Annotated in this window: 13 protein-coding genes; 9 read left to right on the top strand and 4 right to left on the bottom strand. The window is 68.3% G+C overall.

From position 1 onward, the window contains the following. The first annotated feature begins 20 nt into the window (after nucleotides 1-20). On the top strand, nucleotides 21-743 hold the full coding sequence (locus tag ACQ5DX_RS21355; protein WP_430334477.1) for a TetR/AcrR family transcriptional regulator: 723 nt from the start codon (nucleotides 21-23) through the stop codon (nucleotides 741-743). 148 nt (nucleotides 744-891) lie between these two features. Here ACQ5DX_RS21355 and ACQ5DX_RS21350 read toward each other — a convergent pair whose 3' ends face one another. After that, nucleotides 892-1,959 (bottom strand): adenylate/guanylate cyclase domain-containing protein, encoded by a 1,068-nt coding sequence (locus tag ACQ5DX_RS21350; protein ID WP_430334476.1) that lies wholly within the window; start codon nucleotides 1,957-1,959, stop codon nucleotides 892-894. 160 nt (nucleotides 1,960-2,119) lie between these two features. Between ACQ5DX_RS21350 and ACQ5DX_RS21345 the strand changes: the two genes are divergently transcribed. Both ACQ5DX_RS21345 and ACQ5DX_RS21340 read left to right on the top strand, forming a co-directional pair. Then, nucleotides 2,120-2,893 (top strand): DUF6319 family protein, encoded by a 774-nt coding sequence (locus ACQ5DX_RS21345; RefSeq protein WP_430334475.1) that lies wholly within the window; start codon nucleotides 2,120-2,122, stop codon nucleotides 2,891-2,893. Between the two features lie 184 nt (nucleotides 2,894-3,077). After that, nucleotides 3,078-3,734, top strand: a complete 657-nt coding sequence (locus ACQ5DX_RS21340; RefSeq protein WP_430334474.1) for a serine protease — start codon at nucleotides 3,078-3,080, stop codon at nucleotides 3,732-3,734. Nucleotides 3,735-3,762: 28 nt separating this feature from the next. Here the strand turns inward: ACQ5DX_RS21340 and ilvD are convergent, their stop codons facing one another. Together ilvD and ACQ5DX_RS21330 are read right to left on the bottom strand one after the other, a co-directional pair. Then, the gene (gene ilvD / locus ACQ5DX_RS21335; protein WP_430334473.1) at nucleotides 3,763-5,469 is read right to left on the bottom strand and encodes a dihydroxy-acid dehydratase; all 1,707 of its coding nucleotides are present in this window, start codon (nucleotides 5,467-5,469) and stop codon (nucleotides 3,763-3,765) included. Between the two features lie 118 nt (nucleotides 5,470-5,587). Beyond that, entirely contained in the window at nucleotides 5,588-7,222 is a 1,635-nt protein-coding gene (locus tag ACQ5DX_RS21330; protein WP_430334472.1) for a flavin-containing monooxygenase, read from the bottom strand. 95 nt (nucleotides 7,223-7,317) lie between these two features. Between ACQ5DX_RS21330 and ACQ5DX_RS21325 the strand changes: the two genes are divergently transcribed. The 3 genes from ACQ5DX_RS21325 (at nucleotide 7,318) to ACQ5DX_RS21315 (ending at nucleotide 10,767) form a co-directional block, all read left to right on the top strand. Continuing rightward, nucleotides 7,318-7,944, top strand: coding sequence for a TetR/AcrR family transcriptional regulator (locus ACQ5DX_RS21325; protein WP_430334471.1), 627 nt, complete (start codon nucleotides 7,318-7,320; stop codon nucleotides 7,942-7,944). A 122-nt stretch (nucleotides 7,945-8,066) separates the two neighbouring features. Next, nucleotides 8,067-9,047: an alpha/beta hydrolase gene (locus ACQ5DX_RS21320; RefSeq protein WP_430334470.1), complete on the top strand. Its 981-nt coding sequence runs from the start codon at nucleotides 8,067-8,069 to the stop codon at nucleotides 9,045-9,047. Further along, a complete protein-coding gene (locus ACQ5DX_RS21315; RefSeq protein ID WP_430334469.1) occupies nucleotides 9,040-10,767 on the top strand; it encodes an N-acyl-D-amino-acid deacylase family protein in 1,728 nt (575 codons plus the stop codon). The genes ACQ5DX_RS21320 and ACQ5DX_RS21315 overlap by 8 nt, the downstream gene beginning before the upstream one ends. 72 nt (nucleotides 10,768-10,839) lie before the next feature. Here ACQ5DX_RS21315 and ACQ5DX_RS21310 read toward each other — a convergent pair whose 3' ends face one another. Continuing rightward, complete coding sequence (locus ACQ5DX_RS21310; protein ID WP_430334468.1) at nucleotides 10,840-12,444, bottom strand: ABC transporter substrate-binding protein; 1,605 nt, start codon at nucleotides 12,442-12,444, stop codon at nucleotides 10,840-10,842. Between the two features lie 532 nt (nucleotides 12,445-12,976). Between ACQ5DX_RS21310 and ACQ5DX_RS21305 the strand changes: the two genes are divergently transcribed. From ACQ5DX_RS21305 to ACQ5DX_RS21295, 3 genes are all read left to right on the top strand, one after another. Continuing rightward, nucleotides 12,977-13,687: a GntR family transcriptional regulator gene (locus ACQ5DX_RS21305; RefSeq protein WP_430334467.1), complete on the top strand. Its 711-nt coding sequence runs from the start codon at nucleotides 12,977-12,979 to the stop codon at nucleotides 13,685-13,687. A gap of 142 nt (nucleotides 13,688-13,829) precedes the next feature. Then, nucleotides 13,830-15,533, top strand: a complete 1,704-nt coding sequence (locus tag ACQ5DX_RS21300; protein WP_430334466.1) for an amidohydrolase — start codon at nucleotides 13,830-13,832, stop codon at nucleotides 15,531-15,533. Further along, nucleotides 15,530-17,140 carry an ABC transporter substrate-binding protein gene (locus tag ACQ5DX_RS21295; protein WP_430334465.1) on the top strand — a complete coding sequence of 537 codons (1,611 nt, stop codon included), beginning with the start codon at nucleotides 15,530-15,532 and terminating at the stop codon, nucleotides 17,138-17,140. The genes ACQ5DX_RS21300 and ACQ5DX_RS21295 overlap by 4 nt, the downstream gene beginning before the upstream one ends. Nucleotides 17,141-17,180 lie beyond the last annotated feature (40 nt).

Below are 17,180 nucleotides of genomic sequence, written 5' to 3'. Positions count from 1 at the left end.
TCCACAAGAGGTGGTGGCGGATGGGTACGGAGAACCTGACAGGGGCGGCCGCCGAGCAGGACCCCCGGAAGGCGCGATCGCGGGCACGGCTGCTCGACGCCGCGACGACCCTGCTCGCGAAGGGCGGCACCGAGGCCGTCACGATCGACGCCGTCACCAAGCTGGCGAAGGTGGCTCGCGCGACGCTGTATCGACACTTCGACAGCGGAACGGAGTTGGTGGCCGCGGCGTTCGGGAAGCTCGTGACGCCGGCCCCTGAGGTGTCCGTGTCGGGTGACCTGCGGGACCAGCTGATCGAGTTGCTCACCGTCCAGGCGCGGGTGATCGAGGAAGCCCCTATGCACGTCACCGCGCTGTGCTGGCTGGGGATGGGGCCCGCCCTCGACGACTACTCGAGCGCGTCGGACCTCGTCGGGTCCGGCGATCGGAGCGGCCGCGACCGGCCCGAGCTCAGATCGCTGCGTGAGCACGTCGTCGTGCAGTACCGGGCGGCGTTCGACCGGGTGCTCGGCACCGACGAGGCGAGGGCCAGGCTGGGCGACTTCGACTACGACCTCGCACTCGCGCAACTGGTCGGGCCGCTCGTGTTCACCCGGCTCGCGACGCTGGCGCCGCTCGGCCCCGACGCCTGCGTCCGGATTGTCGACGACTTCCTCGCGGCCCGGTCCGCCGAACGGGCCGGGACCCCGGGAGAGACGGTCGAAGGCCGGACACCGGTGGAGACCGACGGTACGGTGGCCTGAGTCGGGGGACGGAGCGTTGTCACGAGGAGGGGGCACACGATGATCACCAACGCGCTCAATTGGATGCTGTCCGTGCTGGGCACGGGATCGGCCGGAAGCAGCGGCTACCAGATTCCGCAGGGCAGCCTGCCGAACGGCAGCTGAGCCGTCAGTCGCCCGTCCCGGGTCCGGGCCGCAACACGAATGCACGCAGTCGGTTGTAGCCACGGACCCGGAGCGGGCGCAGCGATCTGAGCTCCATCCCGCCGTCCCGCGCGGTCTCCTTCCGCAGGGCCGCAGCGAGGTCCGCGTCGACCAGCACGGTCCCGGGTCGGGCCGCCGTGGTCAGGCGGGCGGCGATGTTCACCACCGCGCCGAACAGGTCACCGAAGCGCACCAGCACGGGACCCAGCGCGAGCCCCACCCGCAGATCGGGTAGCCCCGGATCGGTGCGTGTCGTGTCCTGCAGTGCCAGGGCTATCCGCGCGGCGTCCGCGGCGTGCTCGGCCGCGAACATCACCTCGTCGCCGACGTTCTTGATCACCCATCCACCGCCCTGCGCGATGACGGCCGTCGTGCGTGATTCGAATTCCTCGAGCAGTGAGCTCAGCTCGTCGACGCGGATCCGCCGGGTCAGGCTCGTGTACCCGACCATGTCGGCGAAGCCGACGGCGAGTGTCCGGTGGGCGGTGTCCTCGCCGACGCTGCCCGCCCGACGCGCGGTGGCCGCGGCGAGGTGCCGCCGCCACACGTACGACTGGAGCGCCTCGACCGTGGGCAGCAGTTGCGAGGTGAGGGTCCCGACGGCGGCGCGCAGCGACTCCTCGTCCATCGCGTCCCGGTCCATGGCATCCGAGCCGCTGTGCGCGGCCGCCAACTCGTCCGCCAGATGCGCGTTGAGCACCGCAACCTGCCACTCCGCCAGCCGCGACATCGACTGACCCAGGGCGCGGGTGGCCGCGACCGCGGCGTCCGCGGCGAGCGCACCGCCGTCGACGAATGAAACGAGCGCCCGCAGTGCCGCGGCGTCGCCGTCGGTGAACATGACGGCGTCCGGGTCCGCGTCGATCGCGAAGCCCATCGACACCCACAGGCGTTGTGCCCGTTCGAGGGGGACTCCGGCGAGATCGGCGACCTGCTCGCGGGTGTAGCGGCGCGGCCCGCCGAGGAGCGTCTGCTCGACTTCGGACTGGATGAGGCCGAGCACGGCCGGGTCCAGATGCTCGGACAGTTCCACGGCACGCTCCCAAATTTCGTGTCGGCCGCCCGGGATGGACCATCGGGTCGGTTTCTCTGGGATGTTTCTACCGCGTCGAGGCCCTCGGGGGCTGTCGGAGGATTGTGGAAAGGTAGCCGACGCACGAAGTTTCCGTAGGTATTCAGGAGGAACCCCCATCATGCCGCCCCGCAGCCGTTCCGGAGTGTCGACCCCGGAGCACCTCACCGCGGAGAACCTCGAGACGCTGGCCTCGGCCGTGTCGGAGGGCAAGCGCGCCACCGTGTACCTGCGCGAGGCCACCCCGAGCCTCGGGATCGAGGCGGGTTGCTCGGCGAAAGTCGTTTCGGTGGAAGGGAACACCGTGGTCATCAGCCCCAAGGGTGTCAATGACGAGCTCCCGTTCGAAGCCGAGGAACTGCGCATGACGCGTAAGGCGCCCGAGCCGGTCGAACGGGCCAAGCCCACCCGGTCCGCAGCGCCGACACCGGCTCCGCGCAAGCCCGCGCCGCGGCCCGCCGCGCCGACCCCCGCCCCCGCCCCGGTGGCTTCCCCGACGGCTGCTCCGAAGCCTCCGGCCGCCCCGCAACCGCCTGCCACCGCGGTACCGACCGCGGTCTCGACGCCGACCCCGGCTACCGCGCCTGCACCCGCGTCGGCGCAGCGCCGCGCGAAGAAGCCGCAGGGCGGGGTGAGCGTCACGATCCACGCCGGCCCGGAGAACGAGTGGACGGTCACCGTCACGCACGGCGCCAAGCGCCCGAGCAAGGCCGTTCCGGTCAGTCCGGACGCGGTCGATCGCGCCATGCGCGAGCTCGGCGAGCCCGGTGCGCTGGAGGCGGTCCAATCGGTCATTTCCGCTGCTCGAGTGGCTGCGGAGGAGCGAATTGCCGCATTGTCGAAGGAACTCGAGGACGCGCGCCGGGCACTCGAAGCGCTGGGCGCCACGTCCTAGTCGGCGATTCGGTGACGATCGGATCAAGGCTGCCCGTGGGCTGACTTCCGAGTGGGAGGGTTGCCGATGAGTGTCCCGCCACCTCGAGCGTGTGAGCGTCGAGGAGTGCAGGCAAGCCGAGATGCGCAGGCATGTGGGCGGTGATCGACCGAACGGCACGTTCGTAGGCCAACCGGAGGGCGACATGCTCAAGCGACTTTCCTTGATCTTGGCGGCATTGGCAGTCATCGCCGCCACACTCGGGATCGGGACTGCCACCGCAGCGCCGCCGAAAGCGGTCATGGGTGGCGGCTCCGGCATCGTGATCGACAACATGTACGAGTGCACGCTCACCACCATCGGGCACGACAACGCCGGCAGACTCGTCGGCATCACAGCCGGGCACTGCGGTGACGTGGGCGCGACGGTCGTCCCCGAGGCCGTCCCCGACGCCGGCGTGGTCGGCCGGTTCGCGGTGTCCAATCACGACTACGACTACGCGGTCATCGAGTTCGATCCTGCGAAGGTCACGCCGGTGAACACCATCGGACAGGTCACCATCACCGACATCGGAAAGCCGGCGCAGTTCCCGGCGGTCGCCTGCAAGCAGGGGCGCACCACCGGGCACACGTGCGGTGTCGTCTACGGCGACGTGCTGCAGTCGCAGGAGACGTGGACCCAGATGTGCGTCATCGAGGGCGACTCCGGGTCGCCGGTCGTCGTCGGTACGACACTGGTCGCGATGGTGAACGCCTACCTCGGTGTGGCGTGTCTCGGCCCGGAACTGGGCACGAACATGACGGCGATCATCGACAACATCAACGCGACCGGCGGGGTGGGGGCCGGCTACCAGCCGATCTGACCCGGCCCCCGACGGCGTCGGTGACCGTTCAACCGCACACGGCGCCGTCGGAGGCAGACCCGACGAGCTTGATGTACTTGGCCAGGACTCCGCGCGTGTAGCGCGGCGGCAGGGGCTCCCATCCGCTGCGGCGGGTGGCGAGCTCCTTTTCGTCGACCAGGAGATCGAGGACACCGTTCGCGACGTCGAGCCGGATCCGGTCGCCGTCGCGGACGAACGCGATCGGTCCGGCGTCCACCGCTTCGGGCGCGACGTGGCCGACGCACAGGCCGGTGGTCCCGCCGGAGAATCGGCCGTCGGTCAACAGCAGCACGTCCTTGCCGAGCCCGGCCCCCTTGATCGCGGCGGTGATCGCCAGCATCTCGCGCATGCCCGGTCCGCCCTTGGGGCCCTCGTAGCGGATCACCACGACGTCGCCGGCGGTGACGGTGCCGTCCTCGAGCGCATCCATCGCGGCGCGTTCGCGATCGAAAACCCGTGCGGTGCCCTCGAACACGGACGAGTCGAACCCGGCGGACTTCACCACCGCGCCACCCGGTGCGAGTGACCCCTTCAGGATCGTGATGCCACCGGTCGGATGGATCGGGGACGTCAGCGCGCGCAACACCTTCCCGTCCGGGTCGGGCGGCGCGATCTCGGCCAGGTTCTCGGCGAGTGTGCGCCCAGTGACGGTGAGGCAGTCGCCGTGCAGCAGGCCGGCATCGAGCAGCGACTTCATGATGACCGGTACACCGCCGATGCGGTCCACGTCGATCATGACGTGACGACCGAACGGTTTGACGTCCGCGAGGTGCGGGACCCGCGCGCCCACGCGGGCGAAGTCGTCGAGGGTGAGCGGCACCTCGGCCTCGTGCGCGATCGCCAGCAGGTGCAGCACCGCATTGGTGGACCCGCCGAACGCCATGACGACGGCGATCGCGTTCTCGAACGCCTCCTTGGTGAGGATGTCGGCGGTGGTGATGCCCCGCCGCAGCAACTCCACCACCGCCTGCCCGCTGCGGCGGGCGAATCCGTCGCGGCGCCGGTCGGTGGCAGGGGGAGCAGCGCTGCCGGGCAGCGACATCCCCAGCGCCTCGGCGGCGCACGCCATCGTGTTCGCGGTGTACATGCCGCCGCACGCGCCCTCACCCGGGCAGATGGCGCGTTCGATCGCGTCGACGTCCTCGCGGCTCATAAGTCCGCGCGAACAGGCGCCGACCGCCTCGAACGCGTCGATGATCGTGACTTCCTTCTCGGTGCCGTCGGACAGTTTCGCGATACCCGGGAGGATCGATCCGGCGTACAGGAAGACGTTGGCCAGGTTCAGTCGCGCGGCCGCCATGAGCATCCCGGGTAGCGACTTGTCACACCCCGCGAGCAGCACCGAACCGTCGAGCCGTTCGGCCTGCATCACCGTCTCGACGCTGTCGGCGATCACCTCCCGGGACACGAGCGAGAAGTGCATGCCCTCGTGCCCCATCGAGATGCCGTCGGAGACGGAGATGGTGCCGAACTCGAGCGGATAGCCGCCGGCGGCGAACACTCCGTCCTTGCACGCGTCGGCCAGTCGGTCGAGAGACAGGTTGCACGGGGTGATCTCGTTCCACGACGACCCGATGCCGATCTGCGGCTTGTCCCAGTCGTCGTCGCCCATGCCGACCGCCCGCAGCATTCCGCGGGCGGCGGTCTTCTCGAGCCCGTCGGTGACGTCTCGACTGCGCGGCTTGATGTCCGGTGTGTTCTGCGAGGTGGTCACGGCGCTGCTCCCAACGATCGATCGTCACGGATGGCGTGCTCTGGTCCATGTAACCACCGCGCCGGACGCGGCGGGACGTCTCCGGCGAAGGAGACGTCCCGCCCGGCACGGACCGTCGTCAGGCCGGTTCGGCGGTCGTGGTGAAGCCGCGGTAGCCGTCGGCCGCGATCTGTGCGCACAGGTTGCGGTAGGTGCCGACACCGCCGAGATACGGCATGAAGATGCGCGGTTTACCCGGCACGGTGGCGCCGAGGTACCACGAGTCGGCCCGCATGTAGAGGCTCGGCTCGGCGATGGTCGTGACGTGCTCGACCCACTGGTCCTGCGCCTCGGCGGTCGCCTCGGCGTAGCGGCTGCCGGTGCTGCGCATGTGGTCGAGGTAGCCGATCACCCATTCGACGTGCTGTTCGATCGAGACGACCACGTTCGAGAGCACCGACGGGCTGCCGGGCCCCGCCAGGACGAACAGGTTGGGGAACCCGGCGACCGCGACACCGAGGTAGGTCCGCGGCCCCGCCTCCCACGTCTCGCGGAGCGTGACGCCGCCGCGGCCACGGATGTCGATCGCGCCCAGCGCGCCGGTCATCGCGTCGAACCCGGTGGCGTAGACGATCATGTCGAGTTCGTGGAGACCGGCCTCGGTGCGGATGCCCTCGGGGACGATCCGCTCGATCGGGGTCGCGCGCAGGTCGACGAGGTCGACGTTGTCCCGGTTGTAGGTCTCGTAGTAGTCGGTGCCGATGCACACGCGCTTGGTGCCCAGCGGATAGCCCTGGGGGCACAGGGCTTCCGCGGTGGCGGGGTCGGTGACCGTCTCGCGGATCTTGGAGCGCACGAACTCCGCGGCGGTTTCGTTCGCCCTGGCGTCCATCATGATGTCGCCGAACGTGGTCTGGAAGGCGAGCCCGCCTGCAGCCCACCGTGTTTCGTACTCCTTGACCTGAACCTCCGGTGCCGTCTCGAGTGCCAGCCCGACCGGCGCCGGGAGGATCCAGCCGCCGTGCGATTCCCGCTGCAGCTGTCGACGGGCGGGGTAGTCCGCCTTGATCTCGGCGAGTTCCCCGGGATCGAGGGGCCGGTTGCGGGCCGGGATGACGAATCCCGCGGTGCGTTGGAACACCGTCAGCTGCGCGGCCTCGTCCGCGATCACCGGGATCGCCTGCACGCCCGACGAGCCGGTGCCGATGACGCCGATCCGCTTGCCCGTGAAGTCGACGCCGTTCGCCGGCCAGTGCGCGGTGTGGTGGACCTCGCCCGCGAAGGTGTCGCGGCCGTCGATGTCGGGGAGGCGTGCGGCCGAGAGCGGTCCGGTCGCCATGACGGTCCAGCGTGCGGTGACGGTGTCGGTTCGGCCGTCGCCGCCGTCGGTGCCGATCGTCCAGAGCCCGGACTCATCGTCGAAATGCGCCGACGTCACGCGGGTGCCGAACGTGATGTCCTCGCGCAGCCCGAACCGGTCGGTGACGTGCTCGAGGTAGCGCAGGATCTCCGGCTGCGCGGGGTAGCGTTCGGTCCACTCCCATTCCTGCTGGAGTGCATCGTCGAACGAGTACGAGTAGTCGGCGCTGTCGACGTCGCAGCGCGCCCCCGGGTAGCGATTCCAGTACCAGGTGCCGCCGACGCCGTCGCCCGCCTCGAACAACCGCACGGACACCCCGCGCTGCCGCAGGCTGTGCAGCGTGTACAGGCCGGCGAATCCGGCCCCCACGACGACCACGTCGTAGGTGGGCTCGGGCGATGCGGTGTTCGGCATGGAGTGACCTCGTTTCGTGGTGGGGGAGGGGGGTGCCAGTAGCATCAGTGCAGGTATCCCGCCGGTCGGGCGGGTGCGACGGGAGGCAGACGAGCGTGGGTGCAGGCGATCCGGGCCGGTCGGACAGGCCGGTGCTGCTCGACCCGGCGTCGCTGCCGAGGGGACAGCGGGAGCGGCGCCAGCGCATCATCGACGCGGCCGGTGAGTTGCTGGTGGCGGACGACTTCGAGCGCATCCAGATCCGGGACGTCGCCGATCGTTCGGGTGTTGCTCTCGGCACCGTCTACCGGTACTTCGCGTCCAAGGAACAGCTCTACGCGGCGGTGCTCCAGGACTGGTCGGCGAGCGATCCGATCAAGCATCAGGGTGCGCCCGACCCGGAACTGCCTCCGGCCGAGCGGATCCGGATCCGCCTGCACCACTCGGTCCACCGGTTCGAGGAGCACCCGACCTACCTGCGTCTGCAGAACGTGCTGCGCCACTCCACCGACCCGGTCGTGTGCGCGTTGTTCGCCGAGTTCTCGACGCAGGCACTCGCGTCGTACCGGGAGCAGTTGTTCGACCTGCCGGAGGGGGACGCGTCGGACATCGTCGCCATCGTGACCGCGGTCCTGACGCACGAACTGATCCTGTTCGGGCTGGGCCGGCAGGACGTCGCGGAGGTTCATCGCCTCCTCGATCGCACGGTGGACATGGTCTTCGCGTCGGGCGCGGGGGACTGAGAAGGCCACGCGCCGAACGCGAGACATCAAGACTCGCAAGCGAAGTCCGGGCCTGGCCCGCCAGAGCGCCGCACCGAATGTGACCGTTGTCATACCGAAAGACTAGAGTTAGATTCTAGTTCATGACAAGTGGTGTGGAGGAAATCAGAGCAGAACTGGACCCCGCCCTGCAGGCGGTTGCCGACGCGGTGGCGGGATCCGGGTTGCCGCCGATGGTCGAACTCGATCCGGACGGTGCGCGGCAACGGATTCGCGGGGCGCTCCAGCCGTGTGCGGCGGGACCCGAGGTCGACACCGTCACGACGCACTCCGTCGGTGAGCACGTGACGGTGCGGATCTACCGTCCGATCGTGTCCAAGCCCGTGGGTACCGTCGTCCACTTCCACGGAGGTGGTTGGGTCACCGGCGATCTCGACTATGCGGACGCGATCTGCCGGACCGTCGCCGACCGGTCCGGGGCCGCGGTCGTCAGCGTGGACTACCGGCTCGCCCCGGAGGCCCGGTTCCCTGCCGCCGTCGACGACGCGGCGACCGTGTTGGGTTGGGTGGCAGCCGGATCCGAGGGACTGGACCCGCGCATCGTGGTCACGGGCGACAGCGCCGGAGGCAATCTGGCCGCGGTGTGCACCCGGCTGGTGCGGGACGACGATCGGATCGAACTGGTCGGCCAGGTGCTCGTCTACCCGGTGGTCGACGCCGACCTGAGCCGCGACTCCTATGCCGCCAACTCCGGAACTTTCCTCGGCGCGCGGGAGATGCAGTGGTTCCTCGACCACTACTGCCCCGACGCCACCGAGCGGACGTCGCCGCTCCTCGCCCCGATCCAGGCTGCAGACCTGTCCGGCCTGCCGCCCGCCGTCGTGGTCGTCGGCGGTCACGACCCACTGCTCGACGAGGGACTCGAGTACGCCGAGCGGCTGGCCGCGAGCGGGGTACCGGTCGAACTGCTGAAGTACCCCACGCTGCCGCACGGCTTCCTGCAGTTCACCGCGGTCTCGACCGCGGCGGCGGCTGCGGTTGCGGAGATCGCGACAGCCACGGCGAGGCTTCTCGAAGAGGCTGATGCACAGACGAATTCGAATACGGGAGGCGCACATGCATGACCTGGTGATCCGGGGTGGTCTCGTGGTCGACGGAACCGGCTCCCCGCCGCGTACGGCCGACGTCGCCGTCGTCGACGGCCGCATCACGGTGGTGGGGGAGGTGACCGAGGCGGGGCGTCGCGAGATAGACGCCGCGGGCAAGCTCGTCACTCCGGGATTCGTGGACATCCACACGCACTACGACGGGCAGGTGACGTGGGATCCGCTGCTGACCCCGTCGTCGCTGCACGGTGTCACGACCGTCGTCATGGGCAACTGCGGCGTCGGATTCGCACCCGTCCAGCACGACCAGCGCGATTGGTTGATCAGCCTGATGGAGGGTGTCGAGGACATCCCGGGAACCGTTCTGGCCGAGGGCATGGCGTGGAATTGGGAGACGTTCCCCGAATACCTCGACGCGATCGACACCCCGCATGCGATCGATTTCGCGGCACAGCTGCCGCACGGCGCCCTGCGCACCTACGTGATGGGTCGGCGCGGCGGCGACCACCTGGCGCGGCCGACCGAGGACGAGATGGAGCGCATGTGCGACCTCGTCGCCGAGGCGGTCGAGGCCGGCGCTCTGGGCTGGTCCACGTCGCGCTCGGCTGTGCACAAGGCGTCGGACGGCTCGCCGACGCCGAGCCTGACCGCGTCGCGGGAGGAGCTGACCGGGATGGCGCGCGGCCTCGCGAAGGCCGGCGCCGGCGTCATCGACTTCATCTCCGACTTCATGGACGAACCGGAGGAGATGGAGTTCGTCAGCGCGATCGTGGAGGCCGCGCAGCGACCGATGTCGGTGTCGGTGGTGCAGAGCGACCGGGCGCCCGACAAGTGGCGCAGCCTGCTCGACGGGCTCGCGGAAGTCTCGGCCCGGCAGAACATTCCGATCACCGGCCAGGTGGCGCCGCGTGCGGTCGGTGTGATGCTCGGCTGGGAGCTGAGCTGGCATCCGTTCATGGCGTACCCCAGCTACCAGGCCCTCGCGGACCTGGCTCCGGCGGAGCGGGTGGAGCAACTGCGTCGACCGGAGGTGCGGGCCGCGATCCTCGCCGAGAAGCCCGAGACGGACAGTGAATTCGTCGAGCGACTCTCGACCCGGTTCGACCAGGTCTATCTGCTCGGCGATCCGCCGAACTACGAACCGGGGCCGGACGACTCCGTCGCCGCCATGGCTGCGCGGTCTGGAGTCGGCCCCACCGAGGTCGCGTACGACGCGATGATGCAGCAGGGAGGTCGTGGCCTGCTGTACTTCCCGATGCTCAACTACTCGGCGGGCAATCTCGACGCTGTTCGGGAGATGCTCACGCGCACCGACACCGTGCCGGCGCTCGGCGACGGCGGCGCGCACTGCGGGGCCATCTGCGACGCCAGCTTCCCCACCACGCTGCTGACCCACTGGGGTCGGGACCGCCAGGGAGACGGACGATTCCCGGTTGAGTGGCTGATCAAGCGTCACACCGTCGACACGGCCGCCGTGGTCGGGTTGCTCGATCGTGGCCGGTTGCGCGCAGGCTACCGGGCCGACCTGAACGTGATCGACTTCGACAGGCTCCAGGCGGACCACCCGGAGGTGCTGTACGACCTGCCGACCGGCGGTCGGCGCCTGATGCAGACCGCGACCGGATACGTCGCGACCGTCGTGGCCGGCGAGGTGGTGTTCGAGAACGGCGAGCACACCGGTGCCCTGCCGGGCCGCCTGGTCCGGGGCGCGCAGCCCGCTCCTGCCGGGACCGTCTGATCTCCAGGCGCCCAACGGAGAAGTCCCCGTCACTCCTCGAGTGACGGGGACTTCCCACGTGGTCGGGTCGGGTCAGTTCTTCTTGAATGCCTTGTCGAAGAGGATGATTCCGTCGACGGTCGGGTTGGCCCGGTACACGTTGTCGGACCACGCGACGTAGTTGGTGCCGGCGCCCCACGCGAGGAACGGCTGATCGGTGTTGACGAGCTTCTGGATGTCGACGATCGCGGCGCGCTTGGCGGTGTCGTCCGGGGCGGAGAGCACCTTGCTGAGCAACTCGTCCATCTGCGGGCTCTTGTAGCTCAGGATGTTGTTCGTCGACGTGCTGGACAGCGAGCTGAACAGTCGGATCTCGGGTGCGACGTCCGAGATGCTGTATGCGCCATAGCTCATGTCGTAGTTGCGGTCGATGTAGAGCCGCTTGACCATGTCCGTGATGCTGCTGGTGGTCTCCAGGGAGACGTCGAAGCCGATGGCGTTCATCTGGGCCTGGACGGCGAGCGCCAGCTGCTGCGCGTCGGGGTCGTTGACGCCGACGTAGGTGATCTTGCCGTTGTAGCCGTCGGCCTTGGCCTGATCGAGCAGTTCCTTGGCCTTGGCGGCGTCGGGGCTGATGCCGGTGGTGTCACCGAACCACTCGGACCAAGGCTGGAACATGTCGGTGCCGGGCATGCCCTCGCCGCTGCGTACGCGCTGGTTCAGCACCTCGGGATCGACCGTGTAGGCGATCGCCTGGCGGACACGGGGATCTGCGGCCGGGCGACCGGGTGCACCGTTGAGCTGGCCGACCATCGACATGCTCGTGGTTTCGATGTAGCCGGGGAACTCCGCCTTGGCGGTGTTCACGGTCTCGGCGTTGCGGAGGTAGATCATGTCGATGCCGTTGGTCTTCAAGGCATCGATCTTGGGCTGTTCGCCGGCGATGGCGACGAACTTCAGTCCGTCGAGGTTCGGGGCGCCGCCCCAGTAGTCGGGGCGAGCCTTCAGCTGGAGTTCCTGCTGCGGCTGCAGGCTGGTCACCGTGAACGGGCCGGCTCCGATCGGGGTGAACTTGTCACCCTGCTGGGAAGCCGGCGCGACGATCATGCCGTGCCCGTAGGCCAGCATGGCGGGGAACGTCCGCCACGGCTGCTTCAGGGTGAAGACGACCGTGGACGGGTCCTGCGCCGCGGTACTCGCCACCATCTGGGTGTACACCTGCGAGTTGGCGCCGCGACGCTGGTTGTACCGGTTGATGCTCGCCACCACGGCGTCCGCGTTCAGCGGGGAGCCGTCGCTGAACGTCACACCGTCCCGGAGCTTCAGGGTCCACGTCAGGTGATCGGCGCTCTCCTCGAACGACTTTGCCAGCTGCGGCTGGAAGCTCTGGGACTCGGTGTCGTAGCGCATCAGGACGTCGTAGACCGCCGCCATCTCCGTGCCGCCCGTCGCGCCGGCGGGCTGCGTCACCGCCGGGTCCAGACTGGTGACCGGAGCGTACGACGCGAAGCTCAGCGTCCCGCCCTTGACCGGGGTGCCGCCGTCGCCCTGGTCGCCGACAATGCCGTAGGCCGTCGTCGTCGTGCCGGACGACCCGTTCTCGCTGTCGCCTTCTGCGCTGGCGCAGCCGGCGAGGGCGACAGCGCCGACCGCCACCATCGCCAGCATTCGGCCGACCCTTTTCGAATACTTACTCATGAAGCAACCTCCACGGTTCGGGGGTGACGCCCGCGCTGTCGGTACGGGCTGAATTGCGCGTCTGCCTGATCGAGTTGATTTCTCGGGCCCCGACAGGGCAGAGCGCCCGGTCGCCGAGTGCTGACGGCCACGGCGTTCGCCGCCGATCGGACCGTTGCGTCACGGACTCTAACTGGCGCATCTGCTGTCCACAAGGACTTGGACGATTCGGTGATTCTGCACTGTTGCAGAGATATTCGGCTGCACAGACCGCGGGGTCGACGCCGCCTCGTGAGGCGCGCTCCGGGCTGTCGAACAGTTGACAGGGGTCAATTCGGGCGAAACGCTTGTGGAATTGAGAAATGCATCCTAGATTGTCGGGACGCGGGTTTGTATAGACAAAGTTCCTTGTCCCGTATTTGCAGGTCATCGCCTTTTCGGGCGGCATCTGTGGACGCGGCGACGACCGGCACCGAGGCGGGAGGGTTCGCTCCATGTACCAGGTACTGCGTGCGTTACCCGTCTCCGGCGACGTGCGGAGAGCCCCCGTGCCGTGACGGACCCGCAGCACGTGATCCTCGCTCAGGAACTGATCGCGCGGATCAAGGCGGGAGAGTTCCGGGTCGGAGACCGGCTGCCCACCGAGCTCGAACTGTGCGAGAGTCGGTCACTCGCTCGAGGCACGGTGCGGCAGGCGCTGAAACATCTCGAAGACGCGGGAATGATCAGTCGACGGCGAGGTGCGGGCACCACGGTCGCCGCGCCTTCGCTGGTCGACGGTTACCGGGCGTTCGTCACCAGCCGGGCCGAGATGCTGGCCTTCGTGCAGAGTACGTGGATCCGGGATCCGGAGACCAATATCGTTGTGGCAGACATCGATTTGGCGGAACGTATGAGTGTGCCGGTGGGCTCCGAGTGGTATTGCGTGTCGGGTGCACGTGAGCTGCGCGGATCGTCCATCCCGCCGGTCGGCTGGAGTGAGCTCTACCTGAAAGCCGACCTTCCTCATCGGCGAATGCTGCTCACGGGACGGTTCGACATCGTCAACCTCGTGCGTCAGCGCATCGAACAGGAGGCCGCCGCGGAGGCGGTGCCGCCCGCGATCGCCGATGCACTCGGTGTCGAAATAGGTAGTGCGGCATTGGTAATCGTCCATCGGCACTTCAACTCGCACGATGTGCTAGAGGCGGTGGGGGTGCACACGCACCCCGCCGGCCGGTATCGCATCGCCACGTCGGTCGGGTCGTCGATCGCGCCGATCTGAGGTTGCGGCGAGTTCGTCAGCGGAGCCGATGGGCCTGCCGAAAAGCTACTCGGCAGTACCTTCGCCTCGAATACTGACATGAATTCTATTGTGAGCTAGCCTCTTCGAAACGCGTTGTGATCCACATCTCAGGAGGGTACGAGTGCTCGACAGTCCGGCAGCCAGTTCGATCGTGGACGGGCGGCGTCCCGACCGGGTCTACCTCGGCGGCGTCGTGCAGACCATGGCGGAAACAGGTCGCGCCACCGCCTTCGCGGTGCGCGACGGGCGCTTCGTCGCGGTCGGATCCGATGCGGAGATCGCAGCCCTCGCGGGTCCGGCGACCGCATCGGTCGATCTGGACGGTCGGGTGGTGCTCCCCGGATTCATCGAAACCCATGTCCATCCGCACATGTCGGGTGCGAGCGGTGTCGATGTGGACGCCGGCGTGGAGTCATGCCCCGACATCGAGACGCTCATCGGAGCGCTGGCCGCGCGTGCGGCCGGCTCCGCACCCGGGGAGGCGGTCCGCGCCTCGGGATTCGACGACAGTCTCGTCGCCGACGACCGTGGACTGACCGCGGCCGATCTCGATTGCGCCGACACGACCCGTCCGATCGTCGTGCGGCACCTGTCCGGCCACGGCGTGTACGTCAATTCGTTCGTCCTGGAGGCCAAGGGAATCGATGGTGACACGGCGGATCCCGAAGGTGGTGTGATCGTCCGAGATGCCGCGGGACGCCCCACGGGGGAGTTTCGCGAGATCCCGGCCATGCGGCTGGTCGTCGATCCGAGTGAGACGATGCCCGCGGCCGACGAACTCGACGATTCGCTGCGCCGCGCACTGGCACGGATGGCATCGGTAGGCGTCACGAGCTTCCACGACATGTTCGTCACCCCCGTGATGGTGGACTCGTACCGGCGACTGCACGCCTCGGGCGAGCTGCAGCTCCGGGGTCGTCTGTACGCGGGCTTCGGCATGCTCGACGGATTCGCGGTCGGAGACGCCGCCGCCAGCCAGGACGACGACATCCTGAGTATCGGTGGCGTGAAACTGATCTCGGACGGATCGATTCAGCTGCACACGGGTGCGCTGTCCGAGCCGTATCACGACCTGGGTGGTTGCCACTGCGGTGACATGGCGATCTCGCCCGGCGATCTCGACGAGATGGTGGCTCGATGCCATGCCGCGGGGCAGCAAGTGGCGATCCACACCAACGGTGACCGCGCCATCGACGTCGCGCTCGATGCGATCGAGAAGGCGAGGTCGGCTTCAGGGGGTGCCGGCCTGGCACAGCCCGGCCTTCAGCACCGCCTGGAACATGTCCAGACCTTGCGCGAGGACCAGATCGCGCGGATGCGTGAACTCGGTGTCGCGGCATCGGTATTCGTGAACCATGTCTACTACTGGGGTGACCGGCACCGGGACCGATTCCTCGGTCCGGAGCGCGGCAGCAGAATCAGTCCGCTCGCGTCGATCGCCGCGGCGAACCTGCAGTTCGCGCTGCACTGCGACAACCCGGTCACGCCCGTCGATCCGTTGTTCACCATCCACACGGCGGTCAACCGCGTCACGCGTGGCGGGCAGGTACTCGGGCCGGAGCAGCGGATCGACGCCGAAACTGCAGTGGCGGGGTACACGAGCTCGGCCGCACGCCTCGGTGCCGAAGAGTCCGTGAAGGGCGCGATCGCACCAGGTCTGTTGGCGGACTTCGTCGTTCTTGCGAACGATCCCCTCGCCTGTGATCCGTCGACGATCAAGGACATCGCAGTTCTCGCGACCGTCGTCGGCGACCGTGTCGTGTACGCGGCCGACCGTGACCTCGGCTCGGCAATCGACGGATCTGGGGAAGGAAGGGTCGAATGAAGCGATCGTCACTGGTGCGGGCCGGCACGGTGTTCACCGCGCTGGCCACCGCCACGATGTTGTTGGCCGGGTGCGCGGGCGGATCCGGTTCGGCGACAGATGCATCGGAGGTCACGACGGGGCTGGTCGGTGACCAGTCCGATGGGGGCGAGCCGACCTCGGGCGGCACGCTGTCCTATGCGACGTACAACGGTGTGAGTAGCCTCGATCCGGCGGATCGGCAGGACGGCGGCGCGACCGGTGGCAGCGAGATGGCGGCGATCTACGACCTGTTGATGCGCTACGACCCGGAGTCGAAGCAGTACCAGCCGCAGTTGGCGAAGTCGCTGACGGCCGACGGGGACAACACCGTCTGGACGTTGACGTTGCGTGAGGGCGCGAAGTTCAGCGACGGCACCCCTGTCGACGCGGCGGCGGTGCAGTGGAGCATCAACCACTACCTCGAGAAGAAGGGCACCCACACGCAGGTGTGGAAGGCGTCGGTTGCCGACGTCGCCTCGCCGGATCCGGCGACGGTCGTGTTCACGCTGAAGCAGCCGTGGAACGAGTTCCCGATCCTGTTCACCACCGGCCCGGGCATGATCGTGGCCCCGTCGTCGATGGCGTCGGGCAAGTTCGCGGCGGTGGGGGCCGGCCCGTTCACCGTCGAGAAGTTCGCCTCGCAGGACGAGTTGGTCCTCGCCGCGAATCCGGGCTACTGGAGCGGCAAGCCGCACCTCGACAAGCTCCGGTTCCCGGCGATCGTGAGCGAGCAGGCCAAGCTCGACGCGCTGCACACCGGTGGGGTGCAGGCGGCGTACCTGCGCGGAGCCGAGGTGGTGCACAACGCACTCGAGGCCGGTGACGTCGGCTACGTCTACACCGTCGATATGGGCGGTGTCGGCAACATCAACCAGCGTGAGGGCCGGGCGGCATCCGACGAGCGGGTGCGCAAGGCGATCGTGGCAGCGTTCAACCCGGAGACGTTCAACCAGCGGGTCGAGGGCGGCTTCGGCATGCCGAGCAGCGACATGTTCCAGTCCTGGTCGAAGTGGCACGGCGACGTCGCGGGTACGGGCTACGACCCGGAGGCCGCGAAGAAGTACCTCGCCGAGGCCAAGGCCGACGGCTACGACGGCAAGCTCACCTACGTCGGACTCAACGATCCCGCGACGCAGCAGAGCGCGCTCGCGTTCCAGTCGATGCTGCAGGCCGTCGGCTTCACCGTCGACATCGTCTACACGACGAGCATCAACGATCTGGTGAAGACGATGTACGTGCAGCACGACTACGACATCGGCTACGCGGGATTCAACATTCTCGAGGAGTCCCCGTTCGTGCGCATGTACGGCAACTTCTACAGCGAGTCGACGTCGAACGTCCTCGGCTACAAGAATCCCGAGATGGACGCGCTGCTCGGCAAGCTGCAGACCGCGCCGAGCGACGACGACCGCCGCAAGGTCCTCGAGGACATCCAGACCGTCGTGAACGACACCGCACCGGTGGTCGTTGTGAACGCCGGTAAGTACTTCATCCCGTGGACCAAGGATGCGCACGGAATCACCCCCAGCGCGGACGGGATCATGCTGTTCGGAAGCGCCTGGCTCGCTTCCGATTCCGCGTCCTAGATCCGGATCCGCCACGAAACTCAGATTGGGACGCCCCATG

Source organism: Rhodococcus sp. ACT016 (assembly GCF_050477185.1).
Taxonomy (GTDB): domain Bacteria; phylum Actinomycetota; class Actinomycetes; order Mycobacteriales; family Mycobacteriaceae; genus Prescottella.
The sequence above is the reverse complement of the archived record's forward strand: the minus strand, read 5'-3'. Positions and strand labels throughout refer to the sequence as shown.

Coding starts and splice junctions, on each gene's coding strand:
- ACQ5DX_RS21355 (WP_430334477.1), top strand. CDS start 21: ATGGGTACGGAGAACCTGACAGGGGCGGCCGCCGAGCAGGACCCCCGG.
- ACQ5DX_RS21345 (WP_430334475.1), top strand. CDS start 2,120: ATGCCGCCCCGCAGCCGTTCCGGAGTGTCGACCCCGGAGCACCTCACC.
- ACQ5DX_RS21340 (WP_430334474.1), top strand. CDS start 3,078: ATGCTCAAGCGACTTTCCTTGATCTTGGCGGCATTGGCAGTCATCGCC.
- ACQ5DX_RS21330 (WP_430334472.1), bottom strand. CDS start 7,222: ATGCCGAACACCGCATCGCCCGAGCCCACCTACGACGTGGTCGTCGTG.
- ACQ5DX_RS21320 (WP_430334470.1), top strand. CDS start 8,067: ATGACAAGTGGTGTGGAGGAAATCAGAGCAGAACTGGACCCCGCCCTG.
- ACQ5DX_RS21315 (WP_430334469.1), top strand. CDS start 9,040: ATGCATGACCTGGTGATCCGGGGTGGTCTCGTGGTCGACGGAACCGGC.
- ACQ5DX_RS21310 (WP_430334468.1), bottom strand. CDS start 12,444: ATGAGTAAGTATTCGAAAAGGGTCGGCCGAATGCTGGCGATGGTGGCG.
- ACQ5DX_RS21295 (WP_430334465.1), top strand. CDS start 15,530: ATGAAGCGATCGTCACTGGTGCGGGCCGGCACGGTGTTCACCGCGCTG.